This window comes from Polaribacter gangjinensis, from assembly GCF_038024125.1.
GTDB lineage: Bacteria > Bacteroidota > Bacteroidia > Flavobacteriales > Flavobacteriaceae > Polaribacter > Polaribacter gangjinensis.
Genome location: NZ_CP150662.1, coordinates 2619064 through 2640152, shown reverse-complemented (window position 1 = coordinate 2640152; position 21089 = coordinate 2619064). Strand labels below are relative to the sequence as shown.

General features: G+C 31.7%; 16 protein-coding genes. 7 read left to right on the top strand and 9 right to left on the bottom strand.

What is annotated here, in order from left to right:
• Positions 1-2 precede the first annotated feature (2 nt).
• The 3 genes from WHA43_RS11585 (at position 3) to WHA43_RS11575 (ending at position 6200) form a co-directional block, all read left to right on the top strand.
• Entirely contained in the window at positions 3-1631 is a 1629-nt protein-coding gene (locus tag WHA43_RS11585) for a maltokinase N-terminal cap-like domain-containing protein (RefSeq protein WP_105047199.1), read from the top strand.
• A gap of 4 nt (positions 1632-1635) precedes the next feature.
• Complete coding sequence (glgB, locus tag WHA43_RS11580; protein WP_105047198.1) at positions 1636-3543, top strand: 1,4-alpha-glucan branching protein GlgB; 1908 nt, start codon at positions 1636-1638, stop codon at positions 3541-3543.
• A gap of 248 nt (positions 3544-3791) precedes the next feature.
• A complete protein-coding gene (locus WHA43_RS11575; RefSeq protein WP_105047197.1) occupies positions 3792-6200 on the top strand; it encodes a glycoside hydrolase family 31 protein in 2409 nt (802 codons plus the stop codon).
• Between the two features lie 62 nt (positions 6201-6262).
• Here WHA43_RS11575 and prfA read toward each other — a convergent pair whose 3' ends face one another.
• Positions 6263-7339: a peptide chain release factor 1 gene (gene prfA, locus WHA43_RS11570; protein WP_105047196.1), complete on the bottom strand. Its 1077-nt coding sequence runs from the start codon at positions 7337-7339 to the stop codon at positions 6263-6265.
• A gap of 71 nt (positions 7340-7410) precedes the next feature.
• Between prfA and WHA43_RS11565 the strand changes: the two genes are divergently transcribed.
• Positions 7411-7845, top strand: a complete 435-nt coding sequence (locus WHA43_RS11565) for a DUF6265 family protein (RefSeq protein WP_105047195.1) — start codon at positions 7411-7413, stop codon at positions 7843-7845.
• Positions 7846-7849: 4 nt separating this feature from the next.
• On the opposite strand, the gene WHA43_RS11560 is transcribed toward WHA43_RS11565, so the two are convergent.
• The 8 genes from WHA43_RS11560 to WHA43_RS11525 form a co-directional block, all read right to left on the bottom strand.
• Positions 7850-10399, bottom strand: coding sequence for an adenosylcobalamin-dependent ribonucleoside-diphosphate reductase (locus WHA43_RS11560; RefSeq protein WP_105047194.1), 2550 nt, complete (start codon positions 10397-10399; stop codon positions 7850-7852).
• A 180-nt stretch (positions 10400-10579) separates the two neighbouring features.
• The gene (locus tag WHA43_RS11555; protein WP_105047193.1) at positions 10580-12535 is read right to left on the bottom strand and encodes a protein-disulfide reductase DsbD family protein; all 1956 of its coding nucleotides are present in this window, start codon (positions 12533-12535) and stop codon (positions 10580-10582) included.
• Positions 12536-12550: 15 nt separating this feature from the next.
• The gene (locus WHA43_RS11550) at positions 12551-14005 is read right to left on the bottom strand and encodes a DUF3570 domain-containing protein (RefSeq protein ID WP_105047192.1); all 1455 of its coding nucleotides are present in this window, start codon (positions 14003-14005) and stop codon (positions 12551-12553) included.
• A 9-nt stretch (positions 14006-14014) separates the two neighbouring features.
• Positions 14015-14227 (bottom strand): DUF4266 domain-containing protein, encoded by a 213-nt coding sequence (locus tag WHA43_RS11545; protein WP_105047191.1) that lies wholly within the window; start codon positions 14225-14227, stop codon positions 14015-14017.
• A complete protein-coding gene (locus WHA43_RS11540) occupies positions 14220-15209 on the bottom strand; it encodes an FAD:protein FMN transferase (protein ID WP_105047190.1) in 990 nt (329 codons plus the stop codon). The genes WHA43_RS11545 and WHA43_RS11540 overlap by 8 nt, the downstream gene beginning before the upstream one ends.
• 19 nt (positions 15210-15228) lie before the next feature.
• On the bottom strand, positions 15229-15672 hold the full coding sequence (locus tag WHA43_RS11535; RefSeq protein WP_105047189.1) for a Rieske 2Fe-2S domain-containing protein: 444 nt from the start codon (positions 15670-15672) through the stop codon (positions 15229-15231).
• A gap of 21 nt (positions 15673-15693) precedes the next feature.
• Complete coding sequence (locus WHA43_RS11530; protein WP_105047188.1) at positions 15694-16131, bottom strand: thioredoxin family protein; 438 nt, start codon at positions 16129-16131, stop codon at positions 15694-15696.
• Between the two features lie 131 nt (positions 16132-16262).
• Entirely contained in the window at positions 16263-17129 is an 867-nt protein-coding gene (locus WHA43_RS11525; protein WP_105047187.1) for a hypothetical protein, read from the bottom strand.
• Between the two features lie 154 nt (positions 17130-17283).
• Here WHA43_RS11525 and WHA43_RS11520 point away from each other — a divergent pair, with 154 nt between their 5' ends.
• Genes WHA43_RS11520 through WHA43_RS11510 form a run of 3 tightly spaced genes read left to right on the top strand, consistent with a single transcriptional unit; the run spans position 17284 to position 21089 of the window.
• Positions 17284-17796, top strand: a complete 513-nt coding sequence (locus tag WHA43_RS11520; protein ID WP_105047186.1) for an RNA polymerase sigma factor — start codon at positions 17284-17286, stop codon at positions 17794-17796.
• Positions 17797-17849: 53 nt separating this feature from the next.
• Positions 17850-18782, top strand: a complete 933-nt coding sequence (locus tag WHA43_RS11515) for a FecR family protein (RefSeq protein WP_105047185.1) — start codon at positions 17850-17852, stop codon at positions 18780-18782.
• On the top strand, positions 18783-21089 hold the full coding sequence (locus WHA43_RS11510; RefSeq protein WP_105047184.1) for a TonB-dependent receptor plug domain-containing protein: 2307 nt from the start codon (positions 18783-18785) through the stop codon (positions 21087-21089).

Below are 21089 nucleotides of genomic sequence, written 5' to 3'. Positions count from 1 at the left end.
AAATGATAGATCAAGAAGTTTCTAAACCAAATTTTCCAATATTTTCTTCCAATCATAAATGGGAACATTTAATGGATGATAAGGCATTCATAAAAGTTTTTTTAGCGGATGTTTTAGAAGAATATATTGTAAAACAACGTTGGTATGGAGGAAAATCGAGCAAACTAAAATACATCGAATTAAGTGATTATTTTAGAATCCAACATCATGAAGAAGTTTATTTCGGATTGTTGTTAGAAGTCGATTTTGAAGAAGCTTTTTATCATCATTATTTTTTGCCAATTGCTTTTGTTTCTGATGAAAATTTTGCGAAAGAAAATAGAATTCTTCCTATAAAATTAAAAAATCAGGAAGGTTTTATCATTGATGCCATGCATTTAGAATCTTTCAGAAAAGTGGTTTACGAGCGAATTTCATCAGCCTTACCTGTTGATAAAACACCTGTACAATATCATAAATCAGATAGTTTTGAATTTCCTGCGTACGAATCTTCGCGTTTTATGGGCGTTGAACAAAGCAATACATCCATTATTTATAATGACGCTTTTATCTTGAAATTTTTCAGAAGAATTTATGCGGATAAAAATCCTGATTATGAAATGAGCCGATTTTTATCTGACATTAAAGAATTCAAACATACTCCTCCTTATTTAGGAAGCATCAACATTATTGATTCTGATAATACGAATGTCACCATCGCTTTAATGCAAAAAATGGTGCCTAATAATGGTGATGCTTGGGAATATTTTTTAAAAGAATTGCATATTATTTACAATAATATTGATGCTAAAAAACCTGCTTTTACTGATTTTCCTGATATCAACATTTTTGAAAGAAGAAAAATATCAGAATTACCTGCACAAATTATTGATTTAATTGGACTCAATTTATTAAATAAAGTTTCATTATTGGCACAAAGAACGGCTGAAATGCACATTGCTTTGGGTTCTGAATTTGAAGAAACTGCCTTTACCCCTACTCGATTTAACAATGATTATGCAGTTTGGTTGAAAAACAGATTGACCTATCAATTTCAAAATCGATTGAATTTAACCGAAAATAATTTGCATCATTTAGAAGGTTATTCTTTAGAATTGGCCAAAGAATTTTTAGCAAATAAAAATATCATCCGTAAAAGATTGGTCAATTTTGATTGGACAAAACTAAAAGGCGAAAGAATTCGCATACATGGAGATTATCATTTAGGACAAATTTTAGTACAAGATGACGATTTTTGCATCCTTGATTTTGAGGGCGAACCTGAAAGTACCATCAGAGATCGTAAAGTAAAACAACCTCCACTTAAAGACGTTGCAGGTTTATTTCGCTCTTTTCATTATGCAATTTATGCCACAATTTTTAACCATCAAGAACGTTTTTCAACTCCACAAGAAACCCTTTTTGAATTTGGCGAACTCATTTACAAATATTTAGTAGCTGTTTTTTTAGAAACCTACAGAGATATTACACAACAAGCCAATTTATCTATTGGTTATACAAACGAAAGAATTTATATTTTAGAATATTGCTTACTTGAAAAGGCAATTTATGAACTTGGATACGAACTTAACTCAAGACCTAAATGGACAATCATTCCATTAAAGGGTATTGCAAATATTTTGAACGCATAACATTATGACAAAAACAAAAGTACACAGTCTTTTTACAGATTTTGATATCAACCTATTCAAAGCCGGAAAGCATTATCGATTATATGAAAAATTTGGATCGCACATCATCACATTAGATGGTGAAGAAGGAACCTATTTTGCAGTTTGGGCGCCAAGTGCTAAAATGGTTTCGGTGGTTGGAGATTTTAATTTTTGGATAGAAGGTGAACATCAATTAAACGTTCGTTGGGACGGAAGTGGCATTTGGGAAGGATTTATTCCAGGTGTTGGAAAAGGTAATATTTACAAATACAAAATTCATAGTACAAATAACGATATTCGAACTGAAAAAGCAGATCCATTTGCACGCAGATGCGAACATCCTCCAAAAACTGCCTCCGTAGTTTGGCAAGATTCTTATGATTGGAAAGATGCCAAATGGATAAAAAATCGCAAAAAAAAGAATGCTTTAGACGCTCCATTTTCTGTGTACGAAGTGCATTTAGGTTCTTGGAAAAAGCAAGTTGCACAAAATCGCTTTTTGAGTTATGTAGAATTGGCTGATGAATTGGTGAATTATGTAGCAGAAATGAATTTTACGCACGTAGAATTTATGCCTATTATGGAATATCCTTATGACCCAAGTTGGGGTTATCAATTGGTTGGATATTTTGCACCAACAGCACGTTTTGGATATCCTGAAGAATTCAAATATTTGGTGGATAAATTTCACGAAAAAGGTATTGGTGTTTTGTTGGATTGGGTTCCATCGCATTTTCCTTCAGACGATCATGGTTTAGGATTTTTTGATGGCTCGCATTTATACGAACATCCTGATCAAAGAAAAGGCTATCATCAAGATTGGAAAAGTTTAATTTTCAACTATGGAAGAAATGAAATCAAAGCATTTTTAATCAGTAATGCTATTTTTTGGTTAGATCAATTTCATGCTGACGGATTGAGAGTTGACGCAGTTGCATCCATGTTGTTTTTAGATTATTCACGTGAAGAAGGTCAATGGGAACCAAATATGTTTGGTGGAAGAGAATATTTAGAAGCGATTGATTTTATCAAAGATATGAATACAGAAGTGTATGCTTCTTTCCCTGATGTGCAAACCATTGCTGAAGAATCTACTTCTTTCCCAAAAGTTTCTCGTCCAATTTATGATGGAGGTTTAGGATTTGGTATGAAATGGATGATGGGTTGGATGCATGATACACTTGAATATTTTGCCAAAGAACCTATTTATAGAAAACATCATCAAAACGATTTGACATTCAGTTTGAATTATGCTTTTACCGAAAATTTCATGCTGCCTTTGTCTCATGATGAAGTGGTATATGGTAAAAAAGCCATTGTTGATAAAATGCCTGGGGATGAATGGCAACGTTTTGCGAATTTAAGATTGCTTTACAGTTTTATGTACACGCATCCAGGAGCAAAATTATTGTTTCAAGGGGGAGAATTTGGACAAACATCTGAATGGAATTTCCAAACAAGTTTAGATTGGCATTTGTTGCAATATGATGTTCATAAAGGAGCACAAACATTGGTCAAAGACTTGAATAAATTGTACAAAAAAGAGCCTGCATTGTATCAAAAACAGTTCTCACATGAGGGCTTTGAATGGATTGATCATGGAGATCACCAAAATTCTGTAATGACCTACATCCGAAAAGGAGAAAATGAAAAAGACAATGTGATTGTTGTTTTAAATTTAACGCCAGTTCCAAGAGAAAACTACAGAATTGGAATTCCTAAAGCCGGAACTTTGAAAGAAATTTTTAACAGCGATGCTAAAAAATATTTTGGAAGCGACTGTTTTAAACACAAAAACCTAAATTCTGAAGTCAGAGAATGGAATGGTAGAGAACATTCACTAGAGTTGAATTTACCTCCTTTAGCAATGATGGCTTTCAAATATGAATAAACAAAAGCATCCGTATTTTTAATTTCATAAAATTAGGATGCTTTTTTTGTAATTATAAAAAATTAGTTTGTCATTTTTCAAGGTTTTAATATTTCACATCTAGTGGTAGAAAATACCTTAAATAGTTAGTAAAATGTGTCTAAATTCTAGTAATTTTAAACGCAAACGTTGTCGTAAAAAATCGTTCAATGACAAGGCTGTTTTCCAAAGTTTTACGATTTTTACCAAATTAAAAAACAAACAAATAAATGATTGTTAATACCGAACTTGAACAGAAAGGAAATTTATTTCCATCAGAAATCATAAAATATAAAAAAGTAGTTGATACACTATATTTCACCACAAAAAACAATGTAATTTTACAAGTAACTGTTGTAAGAGATAGTGTTATTCGTTTTAGATATACCACCACAGGAAAATTTGATAACGATTTTTCATACGGAATTACCATCCACGCTTCTAGAGGGTATAACTTTTTAGAAGTTACTGAAGAAGAAACTCATTATGTTATCAAAACCTCAAAATTGATTTGTAAAGTTGAGAAATTGAGTTTGCAAATTAAAATTTATGATGCTCTTGATTTAAAATTGATCAATGAAGATGAACTTGGTTTTCATTGGGAAGAAAGCTATGAATTTGGTGGTGACATCGTTAAAATGAGTAAAGTTTGCCAACGTGCAGAAAGCTATTATGGATTGGGAGACAAACCTGTTGGCGTAAATATGAAAGGAAAACGTTTCGAAAATTGGGTGACTGATTCGTATGCTTTTGGCAAAGATACAGACCCTATTTACAAAGCAATTCCTTTTTACACAGCCATTCAGGATAACAAATCGTACGGAATTTTCTTTGACAACACCTTTAAAACACACTTTGATTTTGGACAAGAACGCAGAAACGTAACCAGTTTTTGGGCACAAGGTGGTGAAATGAATTATTATTTCATTTACGGTCCAAAAATGGAAGATGTCGTTGCCAATTATACTGATTTAACAGGAAAACCTCATGCTTTACCACCCTTATGGGCGCTTGGTTTTCATCAATGTAAATGGAGTTATTTCCCTGAAAGTGAAGTAAAAGAAATTACAAATACGTTTAGAAAACTTCAAATTCCTTGTGATGCTATTTATTTGGATATTGATTATATGGATGGTTTCCGTTGTTTTACTTGGGATAAAAACCACTTCCCTGATCCAAAAAGAATGGTCAAAGAATTGGAAAATGATGGTTTCAAAACCGTTGTTATCATTGATCCAGGTATCAAAATTGATTTAGAATACGACGTTTTTAAAGAAGCTTTAGACAAAGATTATTTTTGTAAAAGAGCAGATGGTCCTTACATGAAAGGAAAAGTTTGGCCAGGAGAATGTTATTTTCCTGATTATACAAAACCTGAAGTTCGTGAATGGTGGTCAGAATTATTCAAAGAATTGATTGAAGATATTGGCGTAAAAGGTGTTTGGAATGATATGAATGAACCTGCTGTGATGGAAGTTCCAAACAAAACATTTCCTGATGATGTGCGTCATGATTTTGACGGAAATCCTTGCAGTCATAGAAAAGCACACAATGTATATGGAATGCAAATGGCAAGAGCAACCTATCATGGTTTGAAAAAATTTGCGTATCCAAAACGTCCTTTTGTCATCACAAGAGCAGCCTATTCTGGTACACAACGTTACACCTCCACTTGGATGGGAGACAATGTTGCCACTTGGGAACATTTGTGGATTGCCAATGTGCAAGCACAAAGAATGGCAATGTCTGGATTTTCGTTTGCAGGAAGTGATATTGGTGGATTTGCAGAACAACCTCAAGGCGAATTATTTGCAAGATGGATTCAATTAGGTGTATTTCATGCGTTTTGTAGAGTGCATTCTTCTGGTGATCATGGTGATCAAGAGCCTTGGGTTTTTGGAACTGAAATTACAGATATTGTCCGTAAATTTATTGAACTGCGTTATCAACTATTACCCTATTTATATACTGCATTTTGGGATTATATCAATGACGGAATTCCGATTTTGAAATCATTGGTGTTGTTTGATCAAGAAGATGTTCATACGCATTACAGAAGTGATGAATTTGTGTACGGTGATAAAATATTGGTTTGTCCGGTTTTAGAACCCAATACTAAAGGAAGAAGAATGTACATTCCAAGAGGAAATTGGTATAATTTCTGGACAGATGAAATGGTTGAAGGTGGCAAAGAAATGTGGGTAGATGCAGATTTGGATAGCATGCCAATTTTTATCAAAGAAGGTGCTGTGATTCCGAAATATCCTGTGCAACAATACGTTGGAGAAAAACAATTCAACGAAATCACTTTGGATGTATATTACAAAGTTGGCAAAGAAACTTCTAAATTGTATGATGATGCACATGATGGCTATGACTACAAAAAAGGAAGATACAGTTTGCGAACTTTTAAGTTTACAGGAAAAGAAAACGAAATTATTTTGCAACAACATAAAGAAGGTAAATTTGATGCACAATACAGCAATTTCAGAATTGTTTTCCACAATTTACCGTTTAAAATTACCTCTTTCGAAATTGACAACGTAAAAGTGGATTTACAAGAAAGTAATGGCAACAAACATCAAGAAATTTTAGTTGAAAAAAGCTTCACTGAAATCCATTTATTTGGTGATGAATAATTAAAATGTAAGCATAAAAAAGCCTCTTTAAAGAGGCTTTTTTACGTTATAATTTAAATGAATTAAAATCCATCTCCTAATTGTTTCAATTTTGAAGTGTTTTCTGCCATCATCAATTCGTCAATAATTCGTTGAATATCTCCGTTTAAAATATTTGGTAAATCGTACAAAGACAAGCCAATTCTGTGGTCTGTAACACGTCCTTGTGCATAATTATAGGTTCTAATTTTGGCACTTCTATCACCAGAAGAAACCATAGAACCACGTTTCAAAGCATCTTCTTCTTGCCTTTTTGCCAACTCAATATCATACAAACGCGAACGCAATACTTTAAAAGCTTTTTCCTTATTTTTATGTTGCGATTTTTGGTCTTGACATTGTGCTACCAAACCTGTTGGAATGTGTGTTAAACGTACAGCAGAATAGGTAGTATTTACAGATTGACCTCCAGGACCTGAAGAACAGAAAAAGTCAATTCGAACATCTTTTGGATTGATTTCCACATCAAATTCTTCAGCTTCAGGAAAAACCATACAAGTTGCTGCTGATGTATGCACACGACCTTGCGTTTCTGTTTGTGGAACACGTTGCACACGATGAACCCCAGCTTCAAACTTTAAGGTTCCATAAACGTCTTCGCCATTTACTTCGAACTGAATTTCTTTAAATCCGCCATTGGTTCCTTCAGAAAAATCGACGATAGATACATTCCAACCTTTGCTTTCGCAATATTTTGAATACATTCTAAACAAATCACCCGCAAAAATACTGGCTTCGTCACCACCTGTTCCTGCACGTAATTCAACCACGGCGTTTTTAGAATCTTCTGGTTCTCTCGGAATTAATAAAAACTTGATTTCATCCTCTATTGCAGGAATTTTTTCTTGGGCTTCTTCCATTTCGGCTTTTGCCATTTCTACCATCTCAGGATCTGAACCATCAGCAATGATTTCTTTTGCTTCGTCAATACTATTTAGTAACGAAATGTACTCATTTCCTTTTTTAACAACCTTTCCTAAATCTTTATATTCTTTGCTTAGTTGTATGTATCGTTTTTGATCAGAAATTACTTCTGGCTGAATTATCAAGTCAGAAACTTCGTCATAACGCTGTTTTACAATTCGTATTTTTTCAATCATTTTGTCCTCTTTTCTAAGTGTGCGAATTTACAATTTTTATAGGTATCTTTGAAAAAAGGAAACTAATTTTTATGAGATCACTAATTTTATTTTTAGGCATTATTTTATTGATATCTTGTCAAAAAGAAGAAAAGAAACCATCAAAACCCACTTTTTTGATTGGCAATTGGATTCGCTTGAATGACACAGAAGGTAATAAAACCTATGAAAACTGGAAAAGTGATTTGACTGGAATGGGAATCACCATCAATAACGGAAAAACCGTTTTTAATGAGCAAATGAGCATTCTTGAAATCAATGATACGTTGCATTTAATGGTTTCTAATGTAAATGAAACACCAACGTATTTTAAATTTACTTCGCAAACAGACACTTCATTTGTGTGTGAAAATCCACAAAACGAATTCCCGAAAAAAATTCATTATTACCTTGAAAATAAGCAATTAAAAGCTATTATTTCAAGCGATGATTTTCGAATTGACTTTATTTTTGATAAAGTAAACTAACCTTTTACCCACATTTAGACGAACCACAATCTTTACAAGTTAAGCATCCTTCTTGATAAATCAATTCTTTTGAGTGGCAATTATCACAGGTTTGTCCTCTTGCAATAATGCCATCTTCTACATACCTTTTTAAGGTTCTTTGCACACCACTTTTCCAAGTATTGATGGAATTGTTATCAAAATGCAGGGTATTAATCAATTCAATTACTTTATGAATGGGCATTCCATGGCGCATCACTCCAGAAATTAACTTGGCGTAATTCCAAAATTCAGGATTGAATTTATAAGACAATCCTTCAATGATGGTTTTGTAACCCAATTTGTTTTTGTATTGAAAATCGTATCTTGAAGATCCATCTTCGTTATAATTTTTTACAATATCTCCTTTTTCAACCCACTGTGGAATTACGATTCCGTTTTCATCATCAATCAAACCTGTAAAAATTTCATAGGGTTTTTCATCAATCAAACCTACCAAAGCAATCCATTTTTCTTTTTGGTTTTGAAAACGAACCACCTCTGCCTCCAAAATTTGAGGTCGCTTTAAGGGGAAATTACCAATCGTTTCTTTCTTTTTTTCCTCGTTTGAAATCAAAACTCCAGATCGCGAACCATCTCTGTAAACGGTAACGCCTTTGCACCCAACTTCCCAAGCTTTTATGTATAATTCGCCAACCAAATCCTCAGAAACATCATTGGGTAAATTGATAGTTACACTGATAGAATGATCAACCCATTTTTGAATGGCTCCTTGCATGGTAACTTTACTAATCCAATCAATATCATTAGAAGTTGCTTTGTAATAAGGTGATTTTTTGACCAATTCATCAATTTGTTCTTGAGAAAAATGTTGTGTAGTATCAATGTTATTGACTTCCATCCACGTTTTAAATTTGTGATGAAAAACAACAAACTCTTCCCAAGAATCCCCTACTTCATCTACAAAATCGATGTTTACATTTTTATCATTCGGATTTACCTTTTTTCTGCGTTTGTAAACAGGCATAAAAACAGGTTCAATTCCAGAAGAAGTTTGTGTCATCAAACTCGTAGTTCCTGTAGGAGCAATGGTTAACAAAGCAATATTTCGTCTGCCATGTTCTAACATTTCATAATAAAGCTTAGAATCAGCTTCTTTTAAACGAAGAATAAATGGATTATTTTTCTCTTTATCAGCATCAAAAATAGAGAAAGAACCTCGCTCTTTTGCCAAATTTACAGAAGCTCTGTAGGTTTCAATTGCCAAGGTTTTATGAATTTCTGTAGCAAATTCATTACCTCTTTCACTGCCATAACGCAAACCTAAAGCGGCTAACATATCACCTTCTGCAGTAATTCCAATGCCAGTTCTTCTGCCTTCATAAGCCTTTTGACGGATGTTGAGCCATAAGTTTTTTTCAACCGATTTTACAGATTCCTCTTCAGGATCTTGATCAATTTTTTCTAAAATTTTATCGATTTTTTCCAATTCTAAATCAATAATATCATCCATCATTCTTTGAGCAATTGCAATATGTTTTTTGAATAACGAAAAATCAAAAGTGGCTTTTTGTTCAAAAGGATTTGTTACATACGAATACAAATTGATTGCCAACAATCTGCAAGAATCATAAGGACACAAAGGAATTTCGCCACATGGATTTGTGGAAACCGTTTTGTAACCCATATAAGCATAACAATCTGGTACAGATTCATTGATAATGGTATCCCAAAATAAAATGCCTGGCTCAGCTGATTTCCATGCGTTATGCACAATTTTTTTCCAGATTTTGGATGCTTCAATTTCTTTGGTATACAAAGGATTTTGGCTAAAAACAGGATATTTTTGGGTGTACAAAGCGTTGTTTTTGACAGCGTTCATAAACGCATCGTCAATTTTTACAGACACATTTGCTCCTGTAACTTTTCCTTGTTCTAATTTGGCATCAATAAAATCTTCAGCATCAGGATGATTGATGGAAACTGACAACATTAATGCGCCACGTCTTCCATCTTGGGCAACTTCTCTTGTAGAATTTGAATAGCGTTCCATAAAAGGAACAATGCCTGTGGATGTCAATGCTGAATTTTTAACAGGCGACCCTTTTGGACGAATGTGTGATAAATCGTGCCCAACTCCACCTCTACGTTTCATTAATTGAACCTGTTCTTGGTCAATTTTTAAAATGCCTCCATAGGAATCTGATTCTCCGTTATTACCTATTACAAAACAATTGGAGAGTGAGGCAATTTGAAATGGATTTCCAATACCAGCCATAGGACTTCCCTGTGGCACAATGTATTTGAAGTTTTTGATCACTTCAAAAATGTCATTTTCTGATAATGGATTTGAATATTTTTTTTCAATTCTTGCAATTTCTGATGCGATTCTGTGATGCATGTCATCAGGAGAGCTTTCATATAAATTGCCATTCGAATCTTTTAAAGCATACTTATTCAACCAAACAGAAGCCGCTAGTTCGTCGTTTTTAAAATAGTTGATTGATTTTTGAAGAGCTGATTCTCTAGTAATTTTAGGTGCTTTTTTGAAAGAAGAAATCTCCGAATTTGACATGATACCGTGAATTTTATGAAGTTGATTTTTGCATGTGAAATTTCTTTAAAATTGAACACGCAAAACATGACTTTTGTCATAAAAATCTGGAGTTTATTTGTAAATAACAGAAAATCAATAATTTAAAACTTATCAACAATAAAAAGTTGATAAGTTTTACTTTTGGTAAATCACAACAAATTAGTTGTTAAATGTTTTTAGACTTTGTTGTAACCATCTGTAATAATCATCAGCATTGGTATATTGCTTTGCCTTGTTTAATACTTCCAGTTGAGGACTCAAAGTTACATAATAAGGTTGTGAAGCGGTTTTAAAATTCAAATATTGAAATGTTGCCCATTTGTCACCAACTGTTTTAATCTTTTTCAGATGATTTTGATTCATTTGAATTTTAAATTGATATTCTTTTGGCAATTCTTGACGATCATCAACGTATAAAGAAATCAATACATAGTTATCTTTAAGTACTTTGTAAACATTGGGATGTGTCCAAACATTTTCTTCCATTTTACGGCAGTTAACGCATGCCCAACCTGTAAAATCTAACAAGATTGGCTTATTCATTTTTTTCGCAAATTCAAGACCTTTATCAAAATCTTTAAAACAATCTAAACCCAAAGGACAATCTGAACTTTGCGTGTAAACACTGTAAAAAGTTGGTGGTGGAAATCCAGCCAATACTTTCAGATGCGTATTTTTAGACAAACCTGTTCCTAAATAAATCACAAAAGCAACAATTAGTAACGCAAAAGAAACTTTTGGCAGGCTGAATTTCTTTTTACTTTCATGCGGAAATCGAAAAAATCCTAAAAAATACAACGCCATCAAACCAAAAATAAGCATCCAAATTCCAATAAAAACCTCTCTTTTTAAAATTCCCCAATGTGCCACCAAATCTGCATTTGATAAAAATTTAAAAGCCAAAGCCAATTCCACAAAACCCAATAAAACTTTTACAGTTGATAACCAACCCCCAGATTTAGGTAAGGATTTTAGTAAATTTGGAAACAAGGCAAAAAGTGCAAATGGCAATGCCAATGCTACTCCAAAACCCATCATTCCTGCAGTTAATTGAAATGCACCACCATCACTTGTCAATGATCCTGCTAATAATGAACCTAAAATGGGTCCTGTACAAGAAAATGAAACTAAAGCCAATGTAACTGCCATGAAAAAAATACCAATAATTCCACCTGTATTGGAAGCTGAATCCATTTTATTTGACCAAGAATTTGGCAATGTTAACTCGTAATATCCAAAAAATGAAAAGGCAAAAAAGATAAAAATGATAAAGAAAATCACATTCAACCAAATATTTGTTGAAATGGTATTTAAAATCTCAGGATCCATGGAATCTAAAAAATGGAAAGGAATACTCAATCCAACATAGATTACTATAATAAAAAGACCATATAAAATGGCATTTCTAATTCCTTTAGATTTAGTATCAGATTGTTTTGTGAAAAATGAAACCGTAAGAGGAATCATTGGGAAAACACAAGGCGTAAGCAATGCAAGCAAACCGCCTAAAAATCCTAATACAAAAATTTTCCATAAATTCCCTTTGGTAGTTTGGTTTGGTAAATCATTGTTGAATTGTTCTTTATTTTTTAAATCAAGTAACAATTGTTCTCCTAATTGTTTGTTTTTTTCATCTATAATTACCTGTGAAACTTCAATTTTGCTACCATCAAGAGAAATCATAAAATTTTCTTCTTTATTTATACACACCTCTTTGCAAACTTGGTAACTTAGATTCAAATGGATTCCTGGTAATTCTTTTGAAATCAATCTTATCCGTTGTGTGAACTGAGCATTATTAACAAAAAATGTTTCATCAACTTCGAAAATATCATTGTATTTTGTAGTTGTTTTACTTTCTTTTGCTAGACCAATTAATTGATAATTGTCTTTAGAATTTTCAAAAGTGAGCACAGAAGGCAAAGAGCCACTTTTGTTAGTAAATTGAGAAAACAAATGCCAATCTTTTTCAATTTCACCAGTGATTACAATATCGTAAATTGACTCTGAAATTTTTATCGATTTTGAACTCCAAGAAACGGGATTCATACTATTTTCCTGAGCATTTATTGCAAATGATGAAATGCCAATAAATAAAGCTATAATTTTTTTCATAATAAATAGAATGTTTTAATCCATGATAAACTTCATTCCTACATTAATGATTCCCGAATTAAAACCCGAATTTCTTTTGTATTGATATAGTTTAACATCAACACTTTTTAATCCAAATTTCCACAAATGCGATTTCGTAAAAATATCTGTATATGAAATTCCGACACCAAGTTGCATTGAATTGTAAGCTGAAAGATCGAAATCGGAAGTGTAATAATTTTGAGTTGACAAATGCTTTTCAAAGGGTGCAAAATAGTTTGCAGCTGTTTGTATGTAATATCTGTAAGATGGATACAGGGTAAATTTATCTGTAATTTTCACAGGCACTTCAACACTTGCCGTTTGTGAAGTTATTCCCCAATTATCTGAATAATATCGATAATAAGTTCTCAATACAAACATTTCGTTGATGTAATAATTAAAACGCATACCAATTGGTATTTTAAACCTTGTATTTGGCAAGCGTTCAATATCATCAGCCAATTGAAATACATCGCTATTTTGTTTAGAGCCATAATTACTAATACTGCTGGCATTACCAATATAATAATTGGCAATATCTGCAAAATACACACGTTGTAAAGGATTAGCTAACCAACCCTGTTGTTGAACAAAATCAGCAAAAACTGAAATTTGAGCTCTTTTATTAATGATGTGAGAAAAACTAACTGAAGCTGAAAAGGAATTTCTTTCTTTATTTTGAATTTTATCAAACCCATTTTTAGGCCTCCAACTTTTACTTTGATTTCCATTTTGGTTCAAGATGGAAATGCCGCTAAAAAAACCCAAATTTAAATTTCCATTAACATCGTTATAGGATTTTAACTCAGTTGGATATACAGGATCCCAAGTGTCTAAATAAACACTTCCGCTAATTCCAATTGAAGTATTTTTTTCGTTGAATTGTTGTAGAATACCACCACCAAAACCAAAAGAAGTGTAATCGTATTCTGATGAAAATGAAACATGTGAATCCCAAGTAAAATTTCGACTGTCTGAAGAGTGAGCATAAGCCATATTAACGGTAGTCCAAACATCACTTTTAGAGGCTCCAGAGGAGGCGACCCAAGGACTTCCAATGGTATTTGAGGCTACTGCCCTTTTATCATCATATTCATCATCATCATCATCTCCTCCATTTCTAGAAGCTCCACTAGTATCAAAGGGATTTCCATTACTTGATGATGCAGAAGTGTAGGCAGAAAAACCCGCCTCAACTGTTAAAACATCATCAGCATTTAGGGGCAAACTTATGACAATAGAAGATGCAACATCTGTTAAATGTTCATTTCCTATTCCTCCAGTAACAGAAGCGTTATTGCCATCTTGTGAGTAATAGCTACTGATAAAATCTACCTCAGCAGTTTCTAAAACGCGTTTTTTATATTCTTTTTTGTCTTTCTCTTGAGCAACAGCAAAGCTTATAAAGAACAATAAAAAAAGTATTGATATATTTTTCAAAATTGACATTTTTTAAATTTAGTTGCATCCACAACCACCTCCAGATTTTCCTCCATTTGCACCAGCAGCAGCTTCACGATACACTTGAAAATTGGTTGTAAACTTGTCTGCTTTTTTGTCTGCTAAAACCATATCTGGATCGTTTATATTGATTTTTTCGTACTCTTTTAAAGCTACACATGAGCTAAAAAATCCCATTATAAGAATGGTTATAACACCTTTTTTAATCATTTTTTATAGTATTTAATTTAATATTTTTTGAAGTGATGATTTTATTTTTAGCATCAATTATAACACATTCAACTCCTTCTAATTGATTTATAAAATTTAAGCCAACATCTGAACCCATTACAAAAATTGAGGTTGCCAAAGCATCTGCTAGCTCAGCAGTTTTTGTAAAAATTGTTACACTTAGAATTCCTGTTGCAGGATAACCAGTTCTTGGATCAATAATGTGAGTGTATAAAACATCATTGAATTTTACATATTTTTCGTAATTTCCTGAGGTTACGACTGCACTATTTTTAACGGGCATCCAAGAAAAAACTTTTTCTTTATTGAGAGGGTTTACAATAGCAACCAACCAATCATTTCCATTTGGTTGGGTTCCCCAAGTATTCAAATCTCCTGAAGCATTTATAATTCCTGCTGAAATTCCTTTTTTCATTAATAATTCCTTGGCTTTATCAGCGGCATAACCTTTGCCAATGGCACCAAATCCTATCTTCATTCCTGGTAGTTTTAAAAAAACAGTGTGTTTTTCTTCATCTAAATAAATGTTTTCATAACCAACTTTTACGACGGATTTTTTGATTGCTTCTTCTGAAGGCATCTCCTTCATTGTTCCGTCAAAAAACCAAACTTTATCCATAGAAGCATAACTAATGTCAAAAGCCCCATTGGTTAATTTAGATATTTTTTTTGCACGTTTTATCAATTGAAAAAGTTCATCATCAACTTTTACAGGTTTTATTCCTGCATTTCTGTTGATTTCTGAAGTTTGTGAATTTGGATCCCAAGAAGAAATTAATTTCTCTATTCGGCTAATTTCAGCGACAGCGATATCAATATAGGCATTGGCTTGATCTGAATTCTCTGCAACAACCGTAATATCAAACCTACTTCCCATCAGTTTGAGCGTTCTTTTGTAAGGCTGTTGTCCCCAAAGTACAGTGGAGATAATGAAAATTAAAACGAATAAATATTTTTTCATGATAATTGAAAATTTATAGTCAAGCTAAAACCGTTAAGATATTTTCGCTTACAGAGGTTTTATATATTTTTATTCCTCTACTAGCCTTTGAATTAAGTCCTTTCCCAAATACATCAAATCTTGCTCCGTGAGCTGTACAATAATATTCTCCATTTTTAAAAATCAATCGTTTTAAATTGTCATGACTACAAACTACAGTGGCTGCAACATAATTTCCATTTAAATTTTTGGCGACCAAAATGTTGTTTTTGATTAAATATCCACCGTTATTTTTCAAACTGATTGATGCAGGATCTGATAAATCAATTTTTAATAATGAGCTTGATGTTTGAGGTGTTTGAGGTGATTGTGGAGTTTCAAGAAAGATGTCGTCAACTGGTGTTGAACAGCCTCCTAAACACGAATACGTAATTGCAAAAGCAGCAGACACTCCAATAGATTTTAAAAATTCTTTACGATTCATTATTGTTAATTTATGTTTTGATTAATTTATAAATGAATTAATTTCATCAATATATTGCTGAGGGGTAGATTTTTTATAGCTTGTTTCACCAAGTTTATTTCCATTACTATCCAATATAACTACCAAAGGAAAAATCCCATTCTTGTTATATGCTTCAAAAAGTTTTGCATTTGCTTTTGTTTGGTTCTCTGATAAAGCGTTTTTCTTTTTTCGCGGAAAATCTGCTTGTAACATTACATAATGATTGCTTGCGTACTTTTTAAATATTTCAGTATTCCAAACCTCTTGATTTAATTTTATGCAAGGCGCACACCAATCCGATCCCTGAAAAACCAGAACAATTGGTCTGTTTTTTTCTTTCGCTATCTGTTGTGCTCTTGAATACTCTTTTTCCCATTCTTGTGAAAAACCAGAAATTGAAATGAAGAACAAGGCCAATAAGATTATTTTGTGTAACATGATCTTTAATTTTTTTAAGAATATCAATAGCAAACTTCTACTTTCTACCCCTGTTTTAAGGTTTGCTATTGATGATTCAACTAATTCAAATAGTATGTTTTAATTGTTTGATTTCGTTGAAAACGATTGGCTTAGTTGCCATTGTCATCATTGTCATTATCGTCATCATTATCATCATTATCATCATTATTGTTATTGTTATTGTTATTGTTATCATCATCATTGTCATTGTCATTTCCATTGTAATGATCATCAGTTCCATCATTATCATCATCAGTATCCGTTCCATCATCAATTCCATCATTGTCTGAATCAGTATCTACATAATCCGCATCTCCATCATTATCTGAATCGTCATTGGTTACATCACCATCTCCATCATTATCTTCATCTTGGTCTAATTGACCATCATTATCTGAATCCGTGTCTTGATAATTTGGTATTCCATCATTATCAGCATCATCATTTGTTGAATCACCATCATGATTTTGATCTTCTGCTTCGTCTGATGCTCCATCTCCATCATCATCTGTATCTTGATAATTTGGCGTTCCATCATTGTCTGTGTCTTTGCTATTTAACAAAATACCAAAATCAATTTCTGATAATACAGTTTCTTTAACGCCATCTCTTTCAATACTAAAAGGAAAACTTATTCCATAAATAGTGTTATTTGAGGTTATTTCTTTCGCTATAATTGCTATATCTTCAATACTATTTAAAATAATTTTGGTACCATTCGTTAAGGATAAAGTAATTGGGTATGCAAACTCAAAACCCAAATCGTAAGTCATGGCACTTGCAGGATTTTGTAGATTGTAAAAACTACCGTCTGCTTTTAAGTGGCTCTTTACAACATCAACCACCGTTTTAGCAGAAGGACTCTCTGAAGTTGTTTCAATGGTTTCTTGTAATTGGTTGTCTTGTAAATCTGTTGTGCATGAAAATGCTACAACTGATAGTATAAATGTGTAAGTAAAAAATTTGAAAGTTTTCATTTTGTAAAATTTTAGTAATTATTTTTTTTGATTGTTATGAATTCTGTTTTTCGATGTTTCAAATACTATACAACCTCAAATAAAATTACCCTACCTTTTCTAAGATTTTTTTTTTACTACTTTTGACACCTCACCATCAATTTGACAATTACTCATGATAAGAGATATAAAAAACATCTGTAATACCATTATTTTCGAAGAAGTTTTTCGGAAATATGGAAAAGATGTGAAACGATTTATTTTTTTTAAAACAAAGGATACTGATTTGACTGAAGATATTGTTCAAGATGCATTTGTAAAACTTTGGGAACAATGCAAAGAGGCAAAATATGATACTGTAAAAAATTACCTATTTACTATTGCCAACAATTTGTTTTTGAATGTTGCAAAACACCATCAGGTTATTGACAAACATCAAAAGGGATTTGTTCATGAAAACAGCAATGAAACTCCCGAATTTTTATATATTGAAAATGAATTTTATCAATCGCTTCAAAATGCCATTGCTGGTTTAACTGAAAAACAACGAGAAGTTTTTATGCTAAGTAGAATGGAGAAAAAAAAATACTCGGAAATAGCAGCTCAACTAAATCTATCTGTAAAAGCTGTTGAAAAAAGAATGCACAATGCTTTGATTGCTTTGAGAGAAAAAATTAATATTATATAAAAGGTAGGGTTTTTAAGAATTGAGTTGTATAGTTTATTGTAAAGGGAGAAAAAATGGATGAAAATATTACAAATAATGATACTTTTTTAGCAAAATGGCTGGCTGAGGAAATTACTGACGAGCAGTTAAAAGAGTTCGTTAGTGAAAGTGAGTTTTTAAACTATAAAAAGATAAAAGAAGGAATCAAACTTTATGAATATTTAGAGGCTCCTTCTGAAGGAACTTTTGCAAACATCAAAAATAAAATTGCCAAAAAACAAAGTATAAAAAATAACCCCTCAATGGTTGTTTCATTGTTTACAAAAAGTGTGATTGCTGTTGCTGCTTCTGTGGCAATAATTTTTGGAGTTAACTCTTTTCTAAACAATCAAGAAGTAAATTTTGAGTCGGGATTTGGAGAATTTAAAACTATTGCTTTGTTAGATAATTCAGAGGTACTTTTGAATGCAAAATCTAGCTTATCGTACACTAAAAAAGATTGGAAAAACAACAGAAATGTTCGCTTGAATGGAGAGGCTTTTTTTAAAGTTCAAAAAGGAAGTACCTTTAATGTTTTAACTGATAATGGAACTATTTCTGTATTAGGAACTCAATTTAGTGTTCATTCGCAAGATGGTTTTTTTGAAGTAATTTGCTATAAAGGAAAAGTAAAAGTTACAAGTCAAAACAATGAATATATTTTAACACCTTCTAAATCAGTTCGAGTTGTTAATGGTAAAGTTTTAGAAGATGTAGCAATTATATCTGACACACAACCTTCATGGATTGCTGGTGAAACTACTTTTAAAAGTGTTCCTTTAAAAGTGGTGATTGATGGATTGGAAAAACAATTCAATATTAAAATTGAGAGTAAATCAATAGACAATACCATTGTTTTTTCAGGTTCGTTTGATAACAAAAATTTAGATATTGCACTTGCATCTGTATTTAAAACCACAGGACTAAATTATAAAATAACAAATTCTACAGTCATTTTATCAAAATAGATGAGGCAATTATTGGTAATTTTTTTCAGTTTTTTTTGTCTTACTTCCTTTTCTCAAAACCAATCTCAAAAAGAAATTGGTTTTGAAAATATAAAAGTGATTGATGCTTTTGCTATTATTGAAAAAACATACAATGTAAAAATATCTTTTACAGATAAAATAATTGAAGGTAAACGTATTTCTATTATTTTTAAAAGTCGAAATTTAAACGAACTTCTATCCATCATCTCGGATGAACTTTCATTAAATTTTGAGTTTATCAATCAAAAATATATTTCAGTAACTGAAAAAAAAGAAGAAAAACAACCTTTTATAGATGAAAGTATTTTAAGTGAAATTTTAATTAATAGCTATCTAGCAAAAGGAATTAGTAAAAACAAAAACGCCATTTATAAAATAAATCCAAAAGAACTTGAAATTTTACCGGGTTTAATTGAAGCGGATATTTTAGAGAGCTTACAAGAACTTCCGGGAGTTAACAGTCCAAACGAAACTGCCACAGGATTAAATGTTAGGGGTGGTACACCTGACCAAAATCAAATTATTTGGGATGGCATCAATATTTTTCACTCGGGACATTTTTTTGGAATGGTTTCTTATTTTAACCCAAACATAACTTCGGATATTGAATTTTTAAACAAGGGTGTCAATCCAAAATATGGAGAGCGAATTTCTAGTGTAGTTAATATTTCTACTAGTAATAATGTTGCTGAAAAATTTAATGGTGGTGCAGGCTTGAATGGAATTAGTGGTGATTTTTTTTTAGAAACACCAATCATCAAAAATAAATTAAGTGTTATGGTTTCTTTTAGAAAATCAATACACGATTACTTTTCTTCAAATGCTTATGAAAATTTCGAAGATAAAGTTTTCCAATCTACAGTAATTCATAGCTCTCAAAATTCTGAAGAAAATTTCTCATTCAATGACATGACATACAAAATCAATTATGCATTGAACAATAATAACCTTTTTTCATTGAGCTACATTCATATTGATAATGATTTACATCATTATAATGAAAATACACAAAGTAATGAATTGTATCAAGATATTCTTGATACAGAAAATAACGGATTTAGTGCTACATGGAGAAAAAAATGGAGTGAAAAAATCAATCAACTAACTACTTTTAGCTCCTCATATTTTACCCATAATTACGAATTTATAACACAAACAAGTGCTCAAGTTAACAAAATATTCAACAAAGAAAATTTTGTAAATAACAATTTTTTTTCGACGGAACTAAGCATTAATTCCAAGTCAAATAATACAACTTTGATTGGGTTTCAATACGATTTTAAAAATGTTCGATATTCCTTTAGAGAAGTTATTGACAAGTTGGTGTTTATTTTAGATGAAAATAATAATACTATCAATACTTTTTCCTTTTTTGCTGAACATAAAAATAGAACTTTTTCCTTTTTTGATTTTAATGTTGGTTTTCGTGGAAATTATTACGAACAGTTTAAAGAATTTAGAATTGAACCAAGAATTATCATTACAAAAAAACTATTCAATAATCTAAAATTTCAAGCATCAGCTGACATTAAAAACCAAACAATTAATCAAATAGATGAAACTTTGGTTAGCAATTTATCATTAGAAAACAAACTTTGGAGGTTGGCTGATGGTACTGATTCTCCGATAATCAATAGTCAGCAATTTACAGCTGGAATTTTATATGATTCTAATGGTTGGAGTTTTGACGTTGATAGTTACTACAAAAAAAATAAAGGAATATCAGCTTTAAAACTAGGATTCCAAAACAATAATTCAAATCGATTTGATATTGGCGAACAATATATTTCAGGAATTGATTTTTATTTGAAAAAAAACTTTAACCATTTTAAAACTTGGGTTAGTTATTCTTATTTAGATATTAAAAACAAGTTTCCTAACATCAAAGAGAATGAATTTTTTATAGCAAACAACCAAATACAACAGGCTATTTCATCATCAATTGCCTATAAAACAAGGAAATTCCAAATTGCTTTTGGCTGGAAATGGCATACAGGAACGCCTTTTACAAAATTAGAATCAGATGGAATTTTAGACGACGACATCAATGAAGAAGTTTTATCTAATTACAGTCGATTTGACTTTTCTTCTATATATCATTTTTCAATTTCCAAAAAAAATAACATTAATGGTAAAATAGGATTTTCTGTTAGAAACTTGTTCAATAAAAACAATCAGTTAACTAGAGAGTATGTCAGTGATAACTTATCAAATAGTCAATTAACTCAAATTGATAAATTTTCTTTAAAGAAAACAACCAATTTTGTTTTGAGATTCGAGTGGTAA

Coding starts and splice junctions, on each gene's coding strand:
- WHA43_RS11585 (WP_105047199.1), top strand. CDS start 3: ATGATAGATCAAGAAGTTTCTAAACCAAATTTTCCAATATTTTCTTCC.
- glgB (WP_105047198.1), top strand. CDS start 1,636: ATGACAAAAACAAAAGTACACAGTCTTTTTACAGATTTTGATATCAAC.
- WHA43_RS11575 (WP_105047197.1), top strand. CDS start 3,792: ATGATTGTTAATACCGAACTTGAACAGAAAGGAAATTTATTTCCATCA.
- prfA (WP_105047196.1), bottom strand. CDS start 7,339: ATGATTGAAAAAATACGAATTGTAAAACAGCGTTATGACGAAGTTTCT.
- WHA43_RS11565 (WP_105047195.1), top strand. CDS start 7,411: ATGAGATCACTAATTTTATTTTTAGGCATTATTTTATTGATATCTTGT.
- WHA43_RS11560 (WP_105047194.1), bottom strand. CDS start 10,399: ATGTCAAATTCGGAGATTTCTTCTTTCAAAAAAGCACCTAAAATTACT.
- WHA43_RS11555 (WP_105047193.1), bottom strand. CDS start 12,535: ATGAAAAAAATTATAGCTTTATTTATTGGCATTTCATCATTTGCAATA.
- WHA43_RS11550 (WP_105047192.1), bottom strand. CDS start 14,005: ATGTCAATTTTGAAAAATATATCAATACTTTTTTTATTGTTCTTTATA.
- WHA43_RS11545 (WP_105047191.1), bottom strand. CDS start 14,227: ATGATTAAAAAAGGTGTTATAACCATTCTTATAATGGGATTTTTTAGC.
- WHA43_RS11540 (WP_105047190.1), bottom strand. CDS start 15,209: ATGAAAAAATATTTATTCGTTTTAATTTTCATTATCTCCACTGTACTT.
- WHA43_RS11535 (WP_105047189.1), bottom strand. CDS start 15,672: ATGAATCGTAAAGAATTTTTAAAATCTATTGGAGTGTCTGCTGCTTTT.
- WHA43_RS11530 (WP_105047188.1), bottom strand. CDS start 16,131: ATGTTACACAAAATAATCTTATTGGCCTTGTTCTTCATTTCAATTTCT.
- WHA43_RS11525 (WP_105047187.1), bottom strand. CDS start 17,129: ATGAAAACTTTCAAATTTTTTACTTACACATTTATACTATCAGTTGTA.
- WHA43_RS11520 (WP_105047186.1), top strand. CDS start 17,284: ATGATAAGAGATATAAAAAACATCTGTAATACCATTATTTTCGAAGAA.
- WHA43_RS11515 (WP_105047185.1), top strand. CDS start 17,850: ATGGATGAAAATATTACAAATAATGATACTTTTTTAGCAAAATGGCTG.
- WHA43_RS11510 (WP_105047184.1), top strand. CDS start 18,783: ATGAGGCAATTATTGGTAATTTTTTTCAGTTTTTTTTGTCTTACTTCC.